The organism is Haloarchaeobius sp. FL176 (assembly GCF_024609245.1).
Taxonomy (GTDB): domain Archaea; phylum Halobacteriota; class Halobacteria; order Halobacteriales; family Natrialbaceae; genus Haloarchaeobius.
The window spans coordinates 20,016-41,303 of record NZ_JANJYH010000010.1 but is presented as its reverse complement, the minus strand read 5'-3'; the positions used below and the strand labels follow the sequence as shown (position 1 = coordinate 41,303).

Annotated in this window: 21 protein-coding genes; 3 read left to right on the top strand and 18 right to left on the bottom strand. The window is 59.6% G+C overall.

Translation table 11 applies throughout. The features are described from left to right. Nucleotides 1-2 precede the first annotated feature (2 nt). From NO978_RS15895 to NO978_RS15865, 7 genes are all read right to left on the bottom strand, one after another. The gene (locus NO978_RS15895; RefSeq protein ID WP_257300569.1) at nucleotides 3-668 is read right to left on the bottom strand and encodes a helix-turn-helix domain-containing protein; all 666 of its coding nucleotides are present in this window, start codon (nucleotides 666-668) and stop codon (nucleotides 3-5) included. A 40-nt stretch (nucleotides 669-708) separates the two neighbouring features. Next, entirely contained in the window at nucleotides 709-987 is a 279-nt protein-coding gene (locus NO978_RS15890) for a hypothetical protein (protein ID WP_257300568.1), read from the bottom strand. A 22-nt stretch (nucleotides 988-1,009) separates the two neighbouring features. Further along, entirely contained in the window at nucleotides 1,010-1,411 is a 402-nt protein-coding gene (locus tag NO978_RS15885; RefSeq protein ID WP_257300567.1) for a DUF6166 domain-containing protein, read from the bottom strand. A 165-nt stretch (nucleotides 1,412-1,576) separates the two neighbouring features. Then, complete coding sequence (locus NO978_RS15880) at nucleotides 1,577-1,942, bottom strand: hypothetical protein (protein ID WP_257300566.1); 366 nt, start codon at nucleotides 1,940-1,942, stop codon at nucleotides 1,577-1,579. A gap of 13 nt (nucleotides 1,943-1,955) precedes the next feature. After that, nucleotides 1,956-2,447, bottom strand: a complete 492-nt coding sequence (locus tag NO978_RS15875) for a hypothetical protein (RefSeq protein ID WP_257300565.1) — start codon at nucleotides 2,445-2,447, stop codon at nucleotides 1,956-1,958. A 130-nt stretch (nucleotides 2,448-2,577) separates the two neighbouring features. Continuing rightward, a complete protein-coding gene (locus tag NO978_RS15870; RefSeq protein ID WP_257300564.1) occupies nucleotides 2,578-3,471 on the bottom strand; it encodes a hypothetical protein in 894 nt (297 codons plus the stop codon). A gap of 166 nt (nucleotides 3,472-3,637) precedes the next feature. Then, nucleotides 3,638-3,979, bottom strand: coding sequence for an SWIM zinc finger family protein (locus tag NO978_RS15865; protein ID WP_257300563.1), 342 nt, complete (start codon nucleotides 3,977-3,979; stop codon nucleotides 3,638-3,640). On the opposite strand from NO978_RS15865, the gene NO978_RS15860 reads away from it, so the two are divergent. Beyond that, nucleotides 3,905-4,066 carry a hypothetical protein gene (locus NO978_RS15860; RefSeq protein ID WP_257300623.1) on the top strand — a complete coding sequence of 54 codons (162 nt, stop codon included), beginning with the start codon at nucleotides 3,905-3,907 and terminating at the stop codon, nucleotides 4,064-4,066. The two genes, NO978_RS15865 and NO978_RS15860, sit on opposite strands and share 75 nt — an antisense overlap. 58 nt (nucleotides 4,067-4,124) lie before the next feature. Here NO978_RS15860 and NO978_RS15855 read toward each other — a convergent pair whose 3' ends face one another. After that, on the bottom strand, nucleotides 4,125-5,045 hold the full coding sequence (locus NO978_RS15855; RefSeq protein WP_257300562.1) for a transcription initiation factor IIB family protein: 921 nt from the start codon (nucleotides 5,043-5,045) through the stop codon (nucleotides 4,125-4,127). A gap of 455 nt (nucleotides 5,046-5,500) precedes the next feature. On the opposite strand from NO978_RS15855, the gene NO978_RS15850 reads away from it, so the two are divergent. Next, on the top strand, nucleotides 5,501-6,568 hold the full coding sequence (locus NO978_RS15850; protein ID WP_257300561.1) for a hypothetical protein: 1,068 nt from the start codon (nucleotides 5,501-5,503) through the stop codon (nucleotides 6,566-6,568). A gap of 280 nt (nucleotides 6,569-6,848) precedes the next feature. Continuing rightward, complete coding sequence (locus NO978_RS15845) at nucleotides 6,849-7,334, top strand: hypothetical protein (protein ID WP_257300560.1); 486 nt, start codon at nucleotides 6,849-6,851, stop codon at nucleotides 7,332-7,334. A 48-nt stretch (nucleotides 7,335-7,382) separates the two neighbouring features. Here the strand turns inward: NO978_RS15845 and NO978_RS15840 are convergent, their stop codons facing one another. The 10 genes from NO978_RS15840 to NO978_RS15800 all read right to left on the bottom strand — a co-directional run bounded on the left by NO978_RS15840 (nucleotide 7,383) and on the right by NO978_RS15800 (nucleotide 21,285). After that, the gene (locus tag NO978_RS15840) at nucleotides 7,383-7,913 is read right to left on the bottom strand and encodes a hypothetical protein (protein ID WP_257300559.1); all 531 of its coding nucleotides are present in this window, start codon (nucleotides 7,911-7,913) and stop codon (nucleotides 7,383-7,385) included. 9 nt (nucleotides 7,914-7,922) lie between these two features. Then, nucleotides 7,923-8,630 carry a helix-turn-helix domain-containing protein gene (locus tag NO978_RS15835; protein ID WP_257300558.1) on the bottom strand — a complete coding sequence of 236 codons (708 nt, stop codon included), beginning with the start codon at nucleotides 8,628-8,630 and terminating at the stop codon, nucleotides 7,923-7,925. Nucleotides 8,631-8,824: 194 nt separating this feature from the next. Further along, nucleotides 8,825-9,724, bottom strand: coding sequence for a DNA-binding protein (locus NO978_RS15830; protein WP_257300557.1), 900 nt, complete (start codon nucleotides 9,722-9,724; stop codon nucleotides 8,825-8,827). Between the two features lie 1,025 nt (nucleotides 9,725-10,749). After that, nucleotides 10,750-10,980, bottom strand: coding sequence for a hypothetical protein (locus tag NO978_RS15825; protein ID WP_257300556.1), 231 nt, complete (start codon nucleotides 10,978-10,980; stop codon nucleotides 10,750-10,752). A gap of 104 nt (nucleotides 10,981-11,084) precedes the next feature. Further along, the gene (locus tag NO978_RS20025) at nucleotides 11,085-11,519 is read right to left on the bottom strand and encodes a hypothetical protein (protein ID WP_369684155.1); all 435 of its coding nucleotides are present in this window, start codon (nucleotides 11,517-11,519) and stop codon (nucleotides 11,085-11,087) included. A gap of 8 nt (nucleotides 11,520-11,527) precedes the next feature. Further along, entirely contained in the window at nucleotides 11,528-12,061 is a 534-nt protein-coding gene (locus NO978_RS15820; RefSeq protein WP_257300555.1) for a sugar-specific transcriptional regulator TrmB, read from the bottom strand. A gap of 108 nt (nucleotides 12,062-12,169) precedes the next feature. Further along, nucleotides 12,170-13,435, bottom strand: a complete 1,266-nt coding sequence (locus NO978_RS15815) for a hypothetical protein (protein ID WP_257300554.1) — start codon at nucleotides 13,433-13,435, stop codon at nucleotides 12,170-12,172. A gap of 357 nt (nucleotides 13,436-13,792) precedes the next feature. After that, complete coding sequence (locus NO978_RS15810) at nucleotides 13,793-16,846, bottom strand: type IV secretory system conjugative DNA transfer family protein (protein WP_257300553.1); 3,054 nt, start codon at nucleotides 16,844-16,846, stop codon at nucleotides 13,793-13,795. Continuing rightward, nucleotides 16,839-17,975, bottom strand: coding sequence for a hypothetical protein (locus NO978_RS15805; protein ID WP_257300552.1), 1,137 nt, complete (start codon nucleotides 17,973-17,975; stop codon nucleotides 16,839-16,841). Before NO978_RS15805 ends, NO978_RS15810 begins: the two co-directional genes overlap by 8 nt. Further along, nucleotides 17,968-21,285, bottom strand: coding sequence for a VirB4 family type IV secretion system protein (locus tag NO978_RS15800; RefSeq protein WP_257300551.1), 3,318 nt, complete (start codon nucleotides 21,283-21,285; stop codon nucleotides 17,968-17,970). Before NO978_RS15800 ends, NO978_RS15805 begins: the two co-directional genes overlap by 8 nt. Between the last annotated feature and the right edge of the window lie 3 nt (nucleotides 21,286-21,288).

Here is a 21,288-nt window from a genome sequence, read left to right as displayed (position 1 = left end):
GTTCAGGCTGGCTCCATGCGGTAGGTCGCGTCAGTGTCGACGTCGTCGTACATTCGGCCGAGCATGTCTAGTGCCGACTCGAAGGTTGCATAGTACTCGTTTGCGAACGCCACGGTTTTCTGGAGCGGGATGACGGGCCGTCCGTCGACCATCTCGGTCTCGAACTGTGACCGTGGCTCGAGGACGACCTGGATCGCACCATCGAGGCCGTCGGCGGGCTGGCGTTCCTCCGCAGTCGGGATTCCGAACCGGTCGAAGAACGCTGCCCAGGCGTCGAGGTCGGATTCGTCGACGGCGATGAACAGCGGGTAGTCGTCGGGGTCGCGGGCGACTTGGTAGCCACCGCGGGTCCAGACGTAGACTGCATCGATGGCAGTGAATGCATAGTCCATGTCGGCGAACTGTGGGAGTACATATGCCTCAGGGATTGACGGCGGTACGGTAGCCGCTGCTGCGGCCAGGAATTCGAGGCCGACGTCAGTGATCGTCCGATCGACGAGTTGGAGACCGTCATCGTACGTCACGTACCCGGCCTCCTCGAGGCGGTTCACGACGCGACGAATCGTCTCTCGGTTCTCGTCAATCTTCCGTGCGACGCCCGAGATGGAGTCCCCGGCATCGAGTGCGAGGAGGACCTTGAATTCCTTCTCGCCACACACTTCGTACATTCTATGATTGCACAAAGTTGTGCAACAGACAAAAGAGTTACTATTCGTGTGAGTCTGCTGGCTGGATCTGACGTGTGTCTTCGGCGAGGTCGTGGATGTACTCGCGAAGGATTTCCATGTCTTCGCGGGCATCGTCGAGCGTCTTGGCCTTCGCTTTCGCGATGATTTTGTCCTGGTCACGGGTGCCAGTCCCGCGGGTGAGCTTCACGGTGAGTGAGACACCGATGTCGGTGCGCTCGATGAACTCCGTCGGCGACGATGGATCACTGTTCGCTGTCGATTCGACATCCGTTCCAGTCGGCTGGGTGCGTTCAGACATGTATGTTATCGATACTCCTTGTTCAGAGAGACGATGCAACCACGTCGTCGGCGAGTTCGTGGAGAGCAGCGTCGATGTCACTGGCGCTGAGTCGCCAGCGTCCGCCGGGAGCACTGCAGTCGAGCTGGCTCACGACCCGATTTTTGAATTCGATGTAGTGCGCCATGGCGATCTCTGCATCGTCTGTGTAGTCGAGTAGGAGGGCGTGTGCGAGCTGTGCTGGGCCACTGCCACCGTATCCCCATTCGAATCCGGTTGGACTGTGGCTGACCAGTTCGAGGCTCCGGGCTGGTGTGAGCCGTTCTCCGTCGGGCTGTTTCTTCACGATGGATTTGCCTCGTTTTCGATAGCCGAGGTAGACTACAGTGTGTTCACGTTCGGACGGTGTCTGTTCGAGCGATGGTGCATTGGTAGTTCCACTCATGGTCTGTTCGACGGCACTCGTTCGAGCACCCCCGCACCCCTCAGGGGGCGAAAAACTTGCTCCGGTCGCTGAGTGCCAGAGGGGGTGTCGCACGTATTAACCAACAACGCCGACCAGACGTTGGTTAACTCGCAATCGGTGGGGTCTGACCCCGAGCGGGACTCCTCAGCGTTCGGGCCCGTAGACGATTTCTGAGGGACTTTCGTAGCCGCAGTTGCGACACTCGAACCAGCGTTGAACCTTCGCTCCGTCAGCACTCTTCTGACCGACAGCGACGGCATCGACCATGCAGTCCGGACATCTGAGGTTGGGACCCGGGCGATTCCGGAGTTCGTCACGAAGTGCCTGGGCTTCCTTCGTCTCGGACCCACGCGACCAGATGAGGTAGCCGTCGACGAGGATCGCCGCCCGCCATTTGTACACGTATGAATCAGGCGCTCGGTGGAGTACCGCTCGCGCGTCAGTTTCGGTGTTCCGATACACCAGACTCGGTGTTCGGCTCTCTCGGGTCCAGTTCGGAATTGGTGGCATGGTGGTGTCCGCTTTAGTAGTGGACGTCCGCGGGGACGATCCAGAGGTCCTCACTCTCGTCGAGGAGTCGGTCAAGCTTGTCTCGATGGCGAATCCCGCTGGCGTGTTCGTCGTACAGGAAGACTGTGGGTCCGTCGTACGCGCCGACTTGGTGGAAGGCGTGGCGAGCGAGGTCTGTATCGCGCATGATCTCCTCGTCGCTGTGTTCGTCGAGTGCCTCCTTCACGCGGTCGAGATTTCGCTGGAACTCCTCTTTCGTCGCGTTCCAGCCCCGCTTGAGCAGCTTCTCGCCGGCCGCTGAGTCCACGGGAGCAGCCACGGGTAGCTGCCCCCAACGGGCCGTACCGGAGACCGTCGTCCCGTCTTCATCGAACGTGACGTAGTAGTCGAACACGGGGTTTGCATGTAGGACGGCACCGACGAGTCGGTCGAACACCGTCTTCCCGGTTGCCAGTGCGTCTTCTTGCGTCGATGCTTCTACGAGTGCGTGAATGACCATATGCATCTGTTTTCACCTTGGTCTGCCGACGGACGCGACTCAACTCTGCGTCACGACTTACTGCGCCGGCACCCATCGCCGGCGCTCGAAAAACTCTGGCTGCGGACGGCAGGCGGTGGGTTGACCCCGAGGTGGGTCACCAGTTCGCTTCGGGCTCGGGCCCGTATTGAGGAGTATCGCACACTTGGCATTTCCACATGGGTTGGCTGGGCCACTCCTCGCTAGGTCCGTCGACGAATCGTCGGAATCGGTGGGTGGTGTCGCGGTCGCACTCCCAGCAATTGAGTTGGGCCCTGGTCGGACTCTTGTGTTGCGGGCGTTCGGGACTGCTGTCGTCAACGGATTCTTGGAGGGCAATCGCTGGCACCAGCCAGATGTCATCGTCCGCGTCCTTGAGGAGCGAATCAAGATATTCTTCGTCGAGAATGCCGGTTCCGGTTTCGTCGTAGAGGAACGTCGCGTGCTCGTCTTCACAGGGCGATTGCGTCGAGTCTGTCCACACCGTTCGGTCGCGAGCGGCGGCGAGGACTCTGCCCCCCATTTCCGAGGAGACTCGTGCTGCTGGGGGGAGCGCAGGCCACTGGTCGAGGAGCTGAGCGGCCGGGTCGTCGTCGAGGTCGTAGATGGGCTGGCAGTCCTTGACGGTGCAGTCGGAACCCGACTGTGCGAGGAGCGTGGCCGAAGCCGCCCCCTTTGCGGCGGCACCGTAGAAGGTGGGTGCCTCGACGAGCGCGTGGACGACGTGGAGGAGGTCAGACTCCGAGTGAGAGCTGTCCTGGTCGTCGGTGGCTGGTTCGAGATGGTTCGTGAGGCAGAACCGGCACTTGGTCAGACTGGCGGGGATCGACGCGCCACAGGAGGGACAGTCTGTGGTGGTTGCTATCAGATCGTCCGGATAGTCAGCATCGACGCCAGCCAGGCGTTGGCGGTGGGCCGTTCCACTGTTGTGGGTGGGGGTCTGTTCGTCGGGAACGTGTGTTGCTTCACCGAGTGGTCGGAGTTCTTCGTAGTCTTCGGAGTGGTCGGTCATTGTGGGAGGCTTGCCCCGGCATAGTATTTAAACTCGGGCGTGAGCGTGAACGGTACTCCGGCAACAAAGTCTCAGTGTGCAACTACCTTCACACGCCGAGTTCGTCGAGTGTGTTTCGGTGGGTTCGGAGCGTTGGCGTCAACTGGCGGACTCACAGGGTGGTCAGTCAGGGAGTGTGCGATGATCGGTCGACCGGCTCGAACGTCGCTTCCCCGTCACAGTAACAAGGCCAGCACGGGACTCCGTCGGGGAGTTCGCCGCACTCACATTCCGGGTCCTCTTCTGTTCCAGTCCGCTCTGGCTTGCTGACCACGCTTCCGCCGTCAGTCGCGACCGTCGCATCCACAGCCGCGTTCAGAACAGGCCCACGAATCGCAACGGCGACGCGATGCTTACAGGCGTCGTCGTAGTGTTCGTCAGCGGGGCACGTACAGTGGGTCGGAACGCCGTCGCCGACGCGGACCAGGTATCGGTGCTCACTCGGGTCGTCGTGGCTGCAGTTGGTCACGAGGACGGCGTCGCCGGCGAGCTGGAACTCGAAGGCCTCGTACTCGGCTCGTTTCCGGACTCGGTTCGTGAACGACAGTTGCGATAATGGATGATTCTCGGTGGGGATTCTGTCTCACCTCACCCCTGAAGGTGAGTATAAACGTTCAGTCGATGACTTCGTTGAGCGTCTGCCAGTGCGTGCGCACCGTTACCGGCGTCGTATCGGCAGCTTCTGCCACGTCGTTCTGGGTGAGGATCGTACTCTCGCCGGCTTTGTACAGACAGGCCGCCGCGAATCCGGACGGACGTACGCCCGTCGTCACACCGTTCTCCTGTGCCCGGCGTGCGTACTCTCGAGCACGGCGACGGAGTCGATCCGGGACCTCTAGGTTCGAGGCGAGTTGGGGAACGAACTCACTCGGGGTCATCGGCTTTGCGGGTAGCCCCAGTTCGGCGTTGAGCGACTTGTAGCAGGACTTCACCCGGGAGTGGGACACCTGCGCGAGCGTCGCGATCTCGTCGAGCGTTCTGGGAAGACCGTTGCACCGGATTGCTGCGTAGACACAGGCCGCTGCGATGCCTTCAATGGATCTACCACGAAGCAGGGACTCGGACTGAGCTGTTCGGAACAGCGAGCAGGCTTGATCTCGGAGCGAGTTGCCGAGGCTGAGTCCGCCGACAATCCGACGGATTTCGGTGAATCCGTGCATGAGGTTGCGGTCGGCTTTGGACTCGTACTGGCCCCGGGAGTGTTCGCGACGCATCCGCGCGAGCTGTCGGCGCTTCCGTCTGGAGAGCTGGTTTCCCCGAGAATCGCTCCCGTACCCGATCGTGGTCGAGAGCCCGTGGTCGTGTCTGGAGACCGTGCGTGGGCCGCCAGTGCGCCTACGTTCGTGTTCGTCGTAGCTCCCCCACTCTGGCCCACGGTCGAGTCGCTGTTCGTTGACGACCAGGCCGCAGTCTTCACAGACTGACTCGTCACCGCTCGGCGTGATGTGTCCGTCGCACTCTGGGCAGTGGTTGGTGTTGGTCTCGGTCGGTACGTCCTCGTCGAACGTCGTCGGGTAGATGTCACTAACAGGCATCTGAATACAGCACTCCGAGGTGCTCGTCTGCTTGACGAACCCCTCACCCGATAGGGGGTCAATAAATTGCTGCTAGCAGGCGAGAATCCGTTCACGCTGTCGCTTCGTCGGAGTCGACGACCGGTTCCACGAGCGGCAGATCGATATCGATTGCATCGTAACAGACCACGGGCCGTTTTCACGCCGCCGTCCTCAACCAGGTCAATCAGGTGAAGTTCCTCCAGCTCAGTCAGGTTCCGATGGACCTGACTAACATCTCGGTTGACAACGCATTGAGACTGACAGCCACGAGCCAACTCGACGGCTTCCCTGTGTGAAGTACATTCGATGGTACAGGTGCGCTATAGGAGAGAGTATCCCAAAGGTGGTCACTTGTCGGGAAATCACCGAGGTACAATAAACCAAATCCAAAAGTTATTTGTATCGGCAATAAATGGTGTGGTGTGTGGTCTCAAATGACAGTCAACCGTCGCAAGGTTCTTAGTGGAATAGTATCTGGAAGCATCACTGCGATGACTACTCCCATCGGTCAAGGAGCACCATTAGACGACAATACAAAACGAATAACGACCGTTCGACAGGGCCAAGAGTCAATAAAAGAGAAAGAGGTACCAAAATCATGGTGGAGACAATTGGTCCACACTCGGAACGTGCGGAGAACACTAGAAGAGAACTACCTCAATCAAGAGGCAGTCAAATATATTTCACTTGGTTCCAGTTCAAGCGACTTGGAAGATCGGGATCGTCCGTCGGTCACTGTCGTAGTAGATTTTTCGAATACTACTCCAACTCTACCAGACACTGTTGAGGGGGTCCCAGTCTCGATAAAGGAATGGGTCCCTCCAGAGCCAGATGCATGTAATACTAATTGTACTGAATACAACCCCGTACCTGGAGGTGTCCGAGTTGAGAACAACGACTATCCTTCCTACGAACCAGCTACATCTTGTTGTCCTGCTAGAGATTCAGCCAATAATGCAGGCTTAATCACTTGTGCGCACTTCTACAGCTGTTTTGATGGCAAAGTTAAAGGTAAAAATCTCTTACAAGGAAACTCAAGTCCAAAGATCGTAGGAGAAGTAACCGAATTCTCATGGGGCGATGACTTTGTGTTTGCAGACAGTACTAAGAGCGTGTCAGAAGTGAATATTCGCGATGATATCAATTTTTCAGGGAGAAATGTTCGAGGCTACGTTACGAAAAATGCCCTCGCAGATATGATGTCCACTAGTGGCAACGATAATGTCAAGAAATTTGGCATCAACACCGGACTTGATACAGGGGGGAATATTGAACAAATAAAAAAGTCTAAACCGCTATGCGATGAGCAAGGAGACCACTTTGTTGAAATTGATCTTGCCACAGGAAATGGGGACTCTGGAGGACCATATTTCAAGACATATTTTGATGAAAATACTAACCAATACTACGACGCAGTAATAGCCACTCATTACGGTAATGAGTCGGATGGGTCAGCAGCATACAATATCGCAAACACATACAACATCCAATTTGGGTTATAACAAATTAATACATCAATATAATATTAGTATTTTACCAAAAATAATTTGGCATTGTGGATGGTGAATTTGTTGTATGTGCCCTCCAACCCGACGAAAGTTACTGAGCTTAACCGCAGCTCTAACCTGTACAACTGCAGGGTGTCTCTTCACCGATGAATCTCAAAACGACTCAGAATCGACAACGACACAGCCAACGAACACCCAGACCGAAACCGCCACGGAGACTCCAAATACCACAGAGATTAGAACAGCCACTCCGGTAACTGATGGGAGTGCGGACATGGCTGAATCCTGCCGAGATGGGTATCAGTCTATCGACCCGTATTGGATAGTAGAATGTTACGGACGGCTCGCTGGGTTCGTCCTTGAGATCGAGAATGGGTCGATTTCAGTAGGGGACACGTTAGTTGCGAGGTTGCAGAATGTTTCGGGCGAAACTAATAGTTCCGGGAACAAGGGCAAGTTCGATATCCAATACCGGGACTTGAACCAGTGGCGGACGATATTCGGACGGGAAGAAGTATTTGCAGGGTGGTCCGATGAAGGCGTGAGGCACGACCCGGGAGCCGGATTCCAGTGGGAACTCACGTTCACACAAGAGGGTGCTTCGGACGCAGTTCGACACTCGCCGACGTATCATATCTGTGCACCGCTTACGAATGGAGAGTATCGATTCGTGTACTGGGGCGTCACGTCTGAAAAGGAAGTTGAGAACAACTACGAAACTAACTATGGGGTCGCTGCTAGGTTTTCCGTTCGTTCATAACTATTTTGAGCTGAGATTCACACCAACAAGAATCGGGCACCTCTTGGCCTAAATCAGTCGCATTGAGTCACCGGCATCGTCACCGATAATGTCCACCAAGCCGTACACCGTAATCGTCTCCTCGTACCCCTGCGATTGAGCTGCGTTCTTGATGCCCTTTCTGGCAGGGTTATCGTCAGTGAGCACGACAACGGTCGACGGTGAGTGGTCTCTGACGTACTGGATGGCGAGCCCTGCGAGAATCGCATCGGTCTTTTCGACCTCGTGTTCTGCTCGGTTGGTTTCGCTCGCGATAGTCCGTCTGGCGATATCGCTCGCGGCGACAGCGTCCCCGTCCGTCGGTGGGGTTGCCTCGATGATTTCGGCCCAGCCGTCGTCGAGGGCCGTCCGGACTCGATCCGTCTCTGGGCCACCGAGTTCGCCAATCACGCGCTGGGGAAGTTTGCAGACGACGCCGGCATTCTGAACTGCAGTTCGGAAGCGGCGATACTGGGGGTTCGAGGGACGGCCGATCGCGTAGAAAATGTTCGCGTCGACGAGGACATCCTGGTCGGGGGATAATGGTGTGTCTCGACCCATTTATCGGACTCACTCGTCGGTGTCCGCCGAATTCGTCGGGGCACCAGCTATCTCGTCAAGATCGGGGAGTTCCATCTCGTCATGCACATCCGGGAAGAGGTACTCGAAGAATGGGTCGTGCTCCCGGCCGACAGCCAGCGCGGGTTCGAGCGCGTAGACGATCATCATCGCCTCCGTCTCGCGCACGTCGATGTCGCTGGCGACCATCCGCTGGGTGGTCTCTCCCGCGAAATGGAGACCGGCACCTCGCAACGCGGCAATGAGCTTCCCGATGCCGTAGCGGTCCATGAAGTACGAGATGTCTTCATCGATCTCCTGGAGCGCGAGCGCGTGGAGGACGGTTGGCGTGATGACGATCGGGATGTACTGCTCGACGATGATGATCGGATCGGCAGTCAACTGCTGGGGGCGCGTCGAGTCGTCACGGTCGACGAGGCCCAGGTCGACCAGTCGGTCGACGTACTCGTAGGTGGTCGATTTCGAGAGGTCAAGTGCCTCCATGACTGCCGGCGGGGCGACCGGTCCCCAGTAGCACACGTAGACGTAGACTCGGGCGAGTGCTGGGTGGTTGAGCAGTTCCACGATGGTTTCGAGCCGCGAGGCGTTTTGTGCTAGCGTTTCCGGCTCGAGTGTCTCTTCGTCGAGTGCGTCGATTGGGGGTGGGTCGAGTGTCCTGATTCCACCGTCTGAGCGTAGTTGATCGTAATCTGAGGTCATACGATTTAGTTCGAAGTCCATGTACTTCAGACTATCGACAGACAATTTTTCTCCGCTATTCGAGATTGTCTTGACGAACGCGGTGGCGAAAGCCCGGCGGTGAACGCAGTGAACCGCCCGGTACGTGGAGGTGGGTGGGGCGGCGGGTCGTGGGTGTTGGGGCACAGCAAAAAAGGGGAGACCGCGCTAGCCGGCTACGCTTCCCACCATCGCCCGCGTTCTGGGAAATGGACGATGCTCCAGCCGGTCAGGGCCACCGAGACGCGCCCCTCGTACCAGTTCCGCGCTGCACCGTGAATCTGCACGCGCTCGCCTTCGTCGACCAGGGGTTGGTTCGACTTCTTCCAGACCGTGAATTTCGTTCTCCCCGTCTCGTCCTCGATGAGTCCGACCTGTTGAATGGCCGAGTTTGACGGCTCCCACAGCTGGGTCACCGTCCCTTGGATACACACTTCGTATTGATCCACGTCCTCGATCTTTCCGAGTGGCAGCATCTGTCCAGGTGCCGTCTGTAGCTCTTCGAACACGCTGACGACTGCACTCATCATGTCCATCCCGGTGACGACCGCTTCGGCTAGCCGCCGACTGACGGCCGCCCGTGACCAGCCATCGAGCTTTTCGACCATCCGCATCGACTGTTTGTTCACAGCCGCCAGCTGCGTTCGTTCGAGTTTTTCACGGGGGTCCGGTTCGTCCGGGTGAGCCAGGGGGTTCACGCTTGCTCTACGCTTTTCGAACGTTTCGCGCCGCTCCGCACTGTGAGTGGCTGCGACGGTTCGAGTCCGCGCCTCTCGACCCACCTGTTTCCCGAGGATGCTTTGAGTACTGATGTGTTCCAGTTCGGCTTCGCGCGCCTTGATTTTCTCTTCTTCTTCGAGCGTCTTCCCGACCATGTGGTCCGGTCCGTCCTGGACACGAGCGTCGGGATGATTCGAATCGACCTTCGCCTGCACTTCCATCTCGACCGTCGCCCGGAACTCTGGGGTCTCGTCGACGACTTCGAACCCGTCCTCGTCGTATTCGACTTCCTCGTGTTTCTCGAATGCCTGTTCATCGACCGAAACTTCATTACCGAAGCGGTTCTTAGATGACATTGTAGTCTGTAGCTCCGAAGGCGCTCACTCGGCGTCTTCTTCCGACACCACGACTCTCCAGCCATGGCTTTCGTCACATCGTCCTCCCAGGGACGTTGTCCCCGAGGCGGTCGCGGCGCGCCTTCGGTGTAGTACTGGCGCGCCGCGACGCCGGCGAGACTCCCAGACAATCCAGTGAGGGGTGGAAGCTCGTGGTGAGCGCGCGCTCACCGACGTAATCCTGCTGACCCGCGGGTCTGTCTCGCCGCGTCCGTCGAAGACGCAACGCAAGGCGGGACAGAGACGGCAAGCAGCACGGTTTACGTCGGTGGACGGCCTCGCATAAGGCCGCAGCGAGTGACGGCGCGCGGGACACAGCCCGGACCGGCGACCAGTCCCCGAGGAGTCCGTGCGAGCGAACTCGTTCGCGAGCGTGGAAGCTCGGGGCTGGGAGCCGCAGCCCGGCACCGTCCCCGCGCGCCGAGCGAGTTTGAGCGCACGCCCGGCAGGCAGCGCAGCCAGCCCGCGCGAGGACGGTCATCGGTTCCGAGGAACGAGGGACCGATGGCCGACGAGCGCGGGTGACGGCGACCCCGGCAGCGGTCGTCGGGGTCGCCGTCACGGCGAGCAGCCCGACCCGGACCGCGAAAGAGGCCGCGTCTGAGCCCAGCGGGAGCCGACGCGAGGGCGGTTTCGAGCGTCGGCGCTCGCAGGCGAAGATGCAGCCGGCCCGGCCCCGGGTGAGCCCGGTCGCGGGCCGAGCGCTCGCAGGCCCGCTCTCGGGTGAATCCGGCATCGGGCGGCTGCACTCGGCCCGACCCGGCCCAGGACCGTGTCCCGTCCGTCGCAGACGCAACGGAAACGCGAAAGCCCGGGCCCGGCAGGAACGGTCTGCATGGCCGGAGCGCGCACAACCCGAGGAGTCCACCCCGAACGGACCCGTGCGGACACACCCGACAGGCGGTCGCGATGATGCTGCCATACTCACGGTCCTGGTGGGGCGGGACAGACAGACCGTGTCAGAGAAAAAAGGTCGGCGGCCGTACTCAGAGGCCAGCTTTCAGGTCTTTGACGGCTTCTCTGAGCGACTCCGGGATCTCTTCGCCGCGTTCTTTTCGGAGTACGAATTCGTGTTTTGCTAGCTTTTCGTAGTGCTCGTCAGTTGAGAGAGTCGGTTTGGTATTGTTCACGCGGTCAGCAGGGATTTCAGCCACTGCGGGTGGAAGGGTTTCGGGTCCGATGTTGACGTACTCGTCGTTGTCTAGGTATTCGTTCATACTAGAATCACTTGAGGCGGGCTTGGTGACGCGCCTCACCACTCTTGGTGGCAATAAAACCACACCTCCTGGCGTGGATCAACAGTCACGGGTGGTGGACCCTCTTACTCGTCCCACAGGTCTGCGATCCGCTGCTCGACCTCGTTGAGGACGAGTCGCAGGACATCACGGTGGTCAGTCGGCCACGAAGCGTCGTCACCGGGCGTCGGGGCGGTAGGCGAGGGATGAAAATGGTCTCGTGTGTTGTGGGGATTCGGGTGCCGATCCCACCGGCACTCCCAGGCGTGTTCCGGATGGATCTCCCGATAGTGTATTTTGAAGTCGTCGTTCGTATACCAGCGAACAGCAAGCGTCGCCTCGTCGACAGTCGCGGGATAGTACGCCGACGTGAACACAACACGGAGTTCGAGATGCCCGTTGGCGTCCGTGGTGGTCGCCTGTTCGACTTGCTGTGTGGCTTGCAGCCGGGATTGGAGAAATTCGAGAATCGGACGGTCGATGGGGGCGGGGCTGCTCCCATCTCCAGCTGGTGGTCCCATCGCTAGTCCTACCCTGAGGCCGGTTCGCCGTCGGTGCTGGCGCGTTGCTGGCGGGCGCGTTCGTAGCGCTCGCGCTCTTCGCGTGCGGTCGCCCAGTCGGCGAGGTCACTGTACACGTCGTCAATCGTCCGCTCGTCGCTCGCCTCCACCACGGCGACTGCGTCGACCGCGGCCGGTGTCCTGGCGTCGTACGCATCCTCGTAGTCGGTGATTCGGGTCGTCAGCTCGCGGACGCGCTGCTGGAGGTCCTCGACAGAGTGGTCTGCAGCGAGCTGGTTGATGCGTCGCCACTCGAAGTACGCGTCGTTGCGCTCGTAGGTGGCCGGATGCCCGTCGTGGTGCGTGACGATGCCGAGGTCCGCAAACCAGTTGAGGTACTTTCGGGCTGTCTTCGGGTCACAATCGACACGCTCCGCGATTTCGCTCCCCGTCGCTGGCTCCCGGGTCTGTAGGACCGTCCCGTAGATGCGTTGTTCGACATCCTCGCCGCTGAAGGCGTCCTCAAACGGCGGTGGTCCGGTCGTGGATTCTGAATCGGCCATACGTGTTCTTTCGACTCGGTGGATATATTTCTTACTCCGGGGAATAGTTTCCTTATTGGTGTGGTACATGAGACGCCCCCTGAGAAACACTACATCGGTGCCTCGCCGTTACTCAGAGTTTCCGAACAACCGTTTCGTCCGGCCCCACACGGACGATGTCTCGGACTCACCACCTCGCTCACCGGTATTCACAGCAGCCGCGTCGTGGGACTCCTCTCGGTCTTGGTCACGGCGATCGAGTGCTTCGGTGAGCTGCTCGATCTCCGCTTCGAGCGTATCGATCCGGTCGCGTTTCTCTGTGACTGTCGCTTCGAGTTCGTCAACGCGGTCGGTCAACAGCTGATTCTTCTCGACGAGATACGCGCGACTCGGCTGGGAGTCATCGCCGTCGACATCCGAAGAAGCGTTCGTAGTACTTTTGCGCTCGTCCGCGGTGTCGTCGTCACCGGTCGGTTCGTAGAACTCCGAGGTGGTTGCGACTGCCCGTTCGATAGTCTTCTCTCCGTACGTTGAGCCGTCGGCGTAGTGGACTTCGTCCCACTTCTCACGGAGCAGTCCAGAACGACGGAAGAGTCGGTCCGCCTGTGTCTGGTCGCCGCCGGTCCAGAACGCCAGCAGACAAGACAGTGCCATGTCGGCTTCGGACTGGCTGTCGTATCCGGCTGTACTCCCGTTCCAGAGGCGGTCGAACTTCGACCCGTTTGAGGCATTCCGGGCTTTCTCCAGCAGTTCTTCGTCCTCGAGGTCACTCTCAACATCGACCGGCCGGGTCGTTGCTGACCGTTCGTCAGCCGCGTCACGGTGCCCGGAGTCGGAGTCTGTGTTCGTTTCGGTGTCCTGGACGTACTCACGGTGAACCGCTGTGAGAGCGTCCTGCCGGCGCGCTATCCGGCTCGGAGTGTCGGCGACGTGGTCGCCCGTGACGGTGAAGAACCGTGCTGTATCGTACAGTTCGACGCTGCCCCGTCTGTTCCGGCCGTCTGGAAGCTCACCCCTGATGAGTACGTGAAAGCCCGTCCCGGACGGCGACACCTCCGTGTAGGAGTCCAATCGGTCGATGATGTCCCGCGCTGCGTCATTGGCCTCGCCCGTCTCGGGGTCACGACAGTCGTCCAGGTCGACACCGACGATGGGGTCATCGTCGGTAAACACGAACCCGACACCATCAGCGTACTCCGTCTCGGCGTACTCGAGTGCCTGCTCGAACTCACCCCACGTTTCTGGGTCCGTCGACGAAGCGAATCTCCCGGTCCCCGGCATCACCGGAATCTTCGTCGGTTTCCCCTCCCGTTTCTCTTCGCGCCAGCACACCCACTGCTCGCGTTCGCGGATCACTTCCGGAAGCACCGAGACAGAAACCGGCGACTCAGACACGGCCAGTCACCCTCGTGGTGAGCGTCCCTCTGGACATTCCATTTCCTCTATCACGATGTTGATAAAATGCCCTGCGGCTGCTGTGCTGTTCCCATTCCTTTCCAACGGGGTCAACCCATTCTATACTAGTTGGTTTTGACCGCCGATTTACCCTGAACACTGCTCCTGTAATGCGGTTTTTACCCTGAACACGGATGGATGGTTTACCCTGAACAATTGTTTTACCCTGAACAGAATGCGGTATAAAACCAAATCCAAGGCCCTGATGCCTATACACGCCTGATTTGAAATTCTGGTTCTGGTCCAATTGTTCATGGTATTCATTTGACTCATATCCATCCAAAATTATGATATAAATCATTGCTTGAGTAGCTGGGAGCCCTCTGGTGTCAGGTCGATATCGGTGTAGACTGTCACCAACTCATCGCCGTTTTCTCTGACGCGCCCGCTTTCATATTCGACGACATTCCCGAGCTTCCGGCTGAACCAGACTGAGTTTGTGCCATCAATATCGTGCTGGTCAGTCCAGGCCGAGTACGCCTGAAACAGCGTTTCCTTTGGCACCTGTGCTCCCTCCGCTTCTCTGATGTGCATCGTTGCGAACGCCTCGATACCATCACTATCTGGATCGACCTCTACCTCCTGGGTTGTCGATGAACGTGCGCCAGATGACTCTTCAGCTGGAATTGACGGTGGAGTCTGATGGTGCCTATTAGTCGATTCACCGGGCCAGAGGTCAACGTCGTCCGAGGATTCGCCCAGGGGGTACGTCTCGCCGTTCTGGAAGAGCATCGGGGGACCCTCCGCTGGTAGAATCATCACGACGTAGCTGTCATGCGTGTACGCCGGGTCTGGGAGGGAAATATCGGGGATAAACGGCTGTTTGATGGGCGTCCACGCCGCTTTGAAGGCGTCCCGTGAGTCGAAGCTGTGGGTGTCACCGTGTTCGAAGACGGTGTACTGGCCGGACTCGCGGTCGTGGGTGTAGTATGCTGGCACGTCGTGTTTCGAGAGCGGTCCCTCGTCGGAAACACGGGTGAACTCCGTTTCACCGTCGGACAACACACGCTCACCGTCCTCACGCGTCCAGACAGTCCGATTCGTGTCGGACGCAGGTCGAACACCGGTAACGCCACCGTGGGCTGTGGCACCGCCGCCGAAGCTGACGACCTCGTCGCAGTTGTAGAACTGTTCGGTGCCGTCGGCCAGCTCTCGTAGTGGCACCGAGAGGATGTTCTCGACGCGGGAGGCCCAGTCCGTCTCGTCGGTGTCACCGGCGCGAACGACGAAGATGGGGACGCGCTCGGATTCGTGTGCCCGTCTGAGGTTCTGCAAGACTTTCGCGGGCCGGTCCGGTGTCGTCGTTTCAGCCTCGATGTTGAACACGGTGTCGTGGGCGGGGTGGGTCGCGGTGGCGTCGGGCTGCTCGCTGCCGTCCTGTTCGAGGATATCGACGCTGAACCCGCGCTCGGTGAGTGCCTGCTCGGTCTCGACGAGTACTGCATCGTGGTCGGACCCACCTGCCGACGGGACCGACCCAGTATCCGGTTGGACTTCGGCTTCGCCAGCCTCGGACAGGCGCGTCACGACATCGCCGTCGTGCAACTCGACATCGATCAACGGCGAAGCGTCGCGTATCTCGGGCAGGTCGTCGTCAGCGTAGTCGATGCCGGGGTGGTTGTTTTCGAGGCGTGTCGAGAGTTCTTCGTCGACGGGAGCCACACCGACCCAGTCGTTCGCTTCCCGGGAGTCTTCTCGAATCTGGACGGCGCGAATCGCTTCGGCCATCGTCACATCCAGAATCTGGGTTGGGTCAGCTGCCTCGTTGGCGTCACTGTAGATGAGGTTCTGCATGATTTCGGCGTCGGTCAGCGGGTCGGTGCCATACTGGTCGAGACTCGCCTTGATGATATCGTCGACGGTGTCCGCGGACCGGAGCGGGGGGTAGGCTGGGAACGTCCGAAGGAGGACTGGCTCGGAGTAGCGACCACCCTCCAGTGGGAGTTTCGTCCAGGCTTTGTACTGGTCAGTCGAGATGAGGTCTTCGGCGGTGTAATTGCGGAACCGCTTCATCAGGAGTCTGGCGTCGTCGATGTCGTTCACGGAGAAGGCGATGAGATTGTCACAGTTGTTCTGCATCGCCTTGCGCGTGTCCTCTTCGAACTGGGATGGGTACTGGGAGGAGAGCGTGACGGAGAGGCGCATCGACCGGGCGCGAGCGAGCATCGACTCGATATCGAGATTTTTGCTCGCGATGTCGTCGAACTCGTCACAGAGTACGAAGTACGGGTCTGGGTCAGTGTTGTTCTCGTAGGAACGTTGTTGGATGGCACTCCAGAGGTTTCGCATCACGCCGAGTGTGACCATCTTCTTGATGTCGGTGTTCTCGACAGGCGTGCGGACGATAACGATGCGGTCGTTGTCGATGATGTCGCGGAAGTCGATAGTACTCTCGCGGTGGGAGATGATGCGACGGATGACCGAGTTTTCGACCCAGGATTTGATGCGTTTGAGCAGCGGTCGGATGGTCTCGTCGTCCATCCGCGCAATTTCGAAACAGAACTCCCTGACGTAGGGGTCTTCGACGTCGAGGGCGAACTCTTCGCGCCGTTCGGCGTGCAACAGCGTGAAGTACATATCGATCACCGAGAACGGCTGGTCGGACTGCATCATCGCCCGGCCCATCGACTCGGTGATGGACTCCATGTTGATGCCCCAGTACTCGTCCGTGTCGAAGATCGCTTTGAGGTTCTCGATGCGGTTCTCGATCTCGTTCTCACGCTCTTCTTCGGTGTTGCAGTCGGGGATTTCGAGGAAGTTCAGCCCGACAGTTTTGTCGTGTTCGGACGAGCCGGGTTCGATCCAGACGACGTCGTCGAGGCGGTCCTCGGGAAGTTTCCGCAGGAGTTCACGCGAGTCACGGCCTTTCGGGTCGAAGTAGACGAAGCCGTAGCCCGAGTACGCCCACTGGACCATCATGTTCAGCAGCTCAGTGGTCTTGCCGTAGCCGGTGGTGCCGGTAATCCAGATGTGGCGGAACAGCGACTCGAAGCGGAGTGGGGCTTCGCGGAACCCAGTCTGGGGGTCTTCGTCGTAGCCGATCCACAGCGGTGCCGGGTCTCGACTGACGCCGGCTTCGAGCATTTCGCGGACGTACGGGCCGGCGACAGTCCCCTCGCTCTCTGTTTCCGTGATGACGCGTCTGGTCCCAACTTTGTCTGTCTCCTGTTCGGTAATGTCGTACGTCTCACCGAGCAATGTTCGTGGGCCAGGAGTGGTCGCGGCTCGCTGGTCTGCGTCACTTTCAGGGGTGCCGTCAGTCACTGCTTCGGGTGACGTGTCGTCGCACTCTGCCGTCTCTTCCGGTTCACCGTCCTGCTCGTCGTCGCGGCCGAGGAACCGATCAAACACGGTCCTGCCCTCCCTGTCCGGCCCACTGGGAATCGGTTGGTGGCTTGTTCTGGGTGTGTTCGTGCTGGCCCGTATCGGCGGGGACGCGATCACCGCGCTGGGTGTACCGCCAGTCGATCTTCGGGGTCGTAATCTCGTCGTTCGGGATGTGGGCGACGCCGGCGAGTTCGTCGACGGTCATGATCATCTCACGGTCGACCCACTCGCGGTCGGCCATCCGCTCGACGAACTCGGAGAGCTTGCGCTGCCGTTTCGACTCGCGACGATGCCACACGGGCGAATCGTCGAGCCCCTGCTCGGTGATGGCGTTGTAGTACTTCCTGAACATTCCGGCAACGCCGCGGGCACGGGCTTCGGCTTCGTCTTGCTCACGAGAAATCGCGAGGACTCGGATGTTGACGTGGAAGCCTTGCTGGCCGCGCTGTCGCTCGATGGTTTTCGCAGCTTGCTTGTCCTTCTCGCTCGCGGGGCGTGTTTTCGGATTCAGCCAGCCAACTGAGGTGCCCTGGCGAAGCCCGTGGGCGAGGTCGTCGACACCGTTGTGCTTGAAGCGGTCGCCGTCGGTCCAGGACTGCTTGGCGGGCCTGAAGATGACCTGTGTGAGAACTTTGCTGTCGTCGAGTGAGAGCATTTCGCTGGTAATCTCTCCGTAGGGGTCCGTCTCCCAGCCATCGCTGTTGTGGTGACGAATCGGGTAGTACGGCATCTTCTCCATTTCGAGCCACCCGCCGGCGACGTACTCGTCGGGCTCGATGCGCGGGAAGGCGTTCCCCTTATCAACTGTGAAGACTTCCGAATTGGCGTAGTTGTTCCCGACACGTCGGCGGAACTTGTCCGCTGCTGCTTCGGTCGCTGCGTGCATGAAGAATTTGACCTTCCCCCCGTCGAACCACACCTCGAAGGAGTGGTGGTCGCTGGAGTTCTTCCCCAGCCGGTCGGTCGTCACGTCGTGAACTGACTGGAGGACACCAGCACCGTCGATGATGCCGTCGTTCTCCTTGTACGGTCGAATCCGGAGTAGCGTCCCGTCGGTGTCTTGCTGTGACCACGTGAGCGGCTCGTCGATGTCGATCTGTATCGCCTCATACTGCGGGTCACCACCGAGGAGGCCGAAGAATCCACTACTCATTGGACTCACCTCCCATGGCCCCACCGTCTGCGCGTGCGACCACGTCCGACTGTGGGTGAGCACTCCCTGCGGCGGCTTGCAGTAGCTCGTCTGCGGTGAGGTCACCGCTCACGAGTGCTTCTGCACGCTCCGGGGAGAAGCCGTAGCGGTTCGTGAGTGCGTTCGCCTGTGCCTCGTGTTCGACGAACGATTCGAAGTCCGCGTACTCGTCGGGGACATCGGTGACGGCCTGCTCGATGAATGCCTGGTCGTCGGGCTCGTATTCGATGACGCGTTTTTCGAACTCGTCAGCGATGACGTGAACGGGGTACGTACCCTGCTCTTCGACGCGGACCAGGGCTTCCGAGTAGCCCAGTTCTTCCTTGCCCGCGTCGGCTCCACGGACGTACTGCCGTTGCTCACGTGTAAGCCCGATCTTGTCTGCGGTCTCGTCGTCGAGGTCCGGCAGCTTGTGGAACACCTTGATCGGGCACATCCCGAGAATCTTCTCGGCCTGCTCGCTCTCGTAGAACTCTTGAGCGGTCTGGGAGAGGAGTACCATTCGCAGTCCGGCGTGCCTTTGGTGCCGGAATGCCGTTTCGAGGAAGTCCAGGTTCGCTTTATCCTCGAACAGGTAGTGGGCCTCGTCGATGGCGAGTTCGACGTTCCGGTCGGTCTTTTTCGCCTGTTGGTAGACCGTCGACAGCAAGAGTTGCATGAGGAACGTCTGGCGGTCGATGCCCGACGCGCTGCCTTCGATCTGTCCGAGGTCGATGTAGACGACCTTGTTGTCGCCCTCGAGGATGTTGACTTCGGACTGCTTCGCGAGGTTTTCGTACGACCCACCCTCGCTGAACGGCTGGAGCGCGATGGCGAGGTCGTCGGCGTACTGCGCTGCTTGTTCCCGAGCGGACGCTGATTCTGCGATGTTGTGCGTGTCGGGGTGGTCTGAGATATCTGCGAGGATGTCGAGGACGTCCTGCATCGTCGGTGAGTTCGCCGGGGTGTGGGTGCTCGCATCGCCAGCGACGACGCCGGACTGTCGATATGCTTCGTCGACCGCGTAGGACAGCACGCCGGTCTGGGCACCGAGTGTGATGTCCCGGCCATCGAGGAAGTTCTCAAGAACGGCGAACACTTCGTCTTTCTTCGCCGACACCGGTGAGATACCGTCGTCAGCGTCGATAACGTGCTGTGGCGTCTGCCGAATTTCGAGCGGGTTCAGTTTCGTGTCTCCGCCCACGCTAATCGTCTTCGCGTTCAGCGCGTCCGCGATGCCCTCGAAGCCGCCGACGGGGTCGATGAGTACGAGCATCGTATCGCTGCGGAGCTTCATCGTCCGAAGCTGGCGCATGATACCGCCGAAGGTCTTCCCGCCGCCCGGCATTCCGAGTACGAGTTCACTGTGTCCGGTTTCGAGGTCCCACGGGTTGACCTGGACGGCAGAGCCGTTGTGGCCGTGGTAGCCGTAGTCGATGCCGTCGTCCATCATCAGGTAGTCCGACGAGAAGGGGAACATCGCGCCGACGGCCTGGTTGGTCATGGTCGACATCCGGTCACGGCCAAGTTCGTTCCGTCCGAGGGGGGAGACCGTTGCGAGGGCTTTCTCCTGCCAGCGATTCGCTACTTTGAGTGTGCAGTTCGACGGAGCGTCCTTGACGAGCGAGCGCAGGCGCGTCGTCTGCGAGTCGAGGTCGTCCTTGCTCTCGGCGGTGAGTCGAATGAACACGCCCCCACGGTAGAACGACGCTTTGTTCGCGCGAACGAGCCCGCGCATGTACTTCGCCCGCTGGATATCGTCATCGAGGTCTTCGGCGTGAAGGCCAGCAGCGTCGTGCTGGTTGACCTTCAAATCGGAGATCCAGTCGGCCATCATGTCTTTGGCGGACTGGTTGTCGAACGGGTCGAGTTGGATGCTGATGTCCGTGTTCAAATCCGTTTCGAGCAGCACTCGTTCGAACATCCCTTCGACTGGTTGTTCGGGGAACTGGTCGACCCAGAACGTGCGGACGAAGGTGTCGTCGTTGATGACCGCGTAGGTCTTGTTCCAGTCGACCGTCGACGGCGCGACGATGGACTGGTGACGGGTCGTGAGGTCGTTGACCGTCTCTGTCGTCGACGACTCGTTCGACGTGTCCTCCGTCCCCTCCTGTTCATCGTCAGCATTCTTGGCGTCTTCTCCATCGCTTTCATCCTCGAGCGGGAATTCCCACTCGTCTTCAGGGTCGTCTATTGCAGGGTCACCGAGATCACTCACGACATCGTCCGGGTGCGGCGTCGACGGGACACCGTCACTCAGGCCGTGAGAGACGATTGGGAACGTGCCGATGGCGTTCGAGAGGTCGCCGTAGGTCTCGCGCTCACAGCTCCAGTACTCCTTGGTCACGCGAGCGAGTTCGTAGGAGTCGACCGGTGCGACCGAACACTGATAGAGCGACGACCCGCCGCGACGGAGCTGTGCCAACTGGGATTCGAGCTTTGACTGTTTCAGCTGGTCTCGGTCTTCGGGTGAGAGACTGTTCGACTGGAATCGGCCGAAGGTGGACCCAACGACCGGGAGTTCTTCGAGGTAGGAGAGGACGCTGTCGTCTGCGCCGGTGTCTGCCTCGATATCGGCGTCCCTGACTTCGGTGATGATGTAGAACTCGCGGACGGTCGTAGTGTCGGAGTCCGGTTCGCCGTGGTCGTCCGTGTTCTCCTCGACCTGTGTCTCCAGCAGTCGCTTGAGAATCGGGCGAGAGCGCACGTCATCGTCCCCGAGTCGGTCGCGATACGTGCGGACCAGGTCGTCCTGGTTGACCGTTCGACTGGTCGTGTAGATCGTCACGGGGAAGTCGATGGTGGCATTCGTGAATTCCGAGAACGACTGAACGGCTCTCGACCAGGCGTCGCCGTCCTCTAGGGAAAGGTTCGCCGGCGTCACCTTCACCGCACCGACGAGCGCGCCGTCAGTACGCTCGATACCGTAGGGGTAGACACGGTCGAGTCGGGTCATGTATCTGACTTCGCTGTTGTCCTCGCCGCCGTGGGTGTAGGATTTGTTTTTGAGTGCCCAGGAGAGTCGGGCCTGGAGCCATTCGGTGAGCCAGAGGTGGTTCGGCTTGGCTTTGTGCAGCAAGAGCAACAGCAATAGCAGCATCAGCCCGAACCCGAACGCGGGGATCGTGAGTGTCGCCGGGACGAGTGCGGCGGCGACGAAGGTAACGAAGCCGACGCCGAGGAACAGCACGAGTTCGGCGATGCTGTAGCCTCGGAGGAAGGCTGTCGTGCCACCGAGTGACTGGTGAATTCGTCGGGCGCTGTACTCGCCTGGATTCGATTTCGTACTCATGGT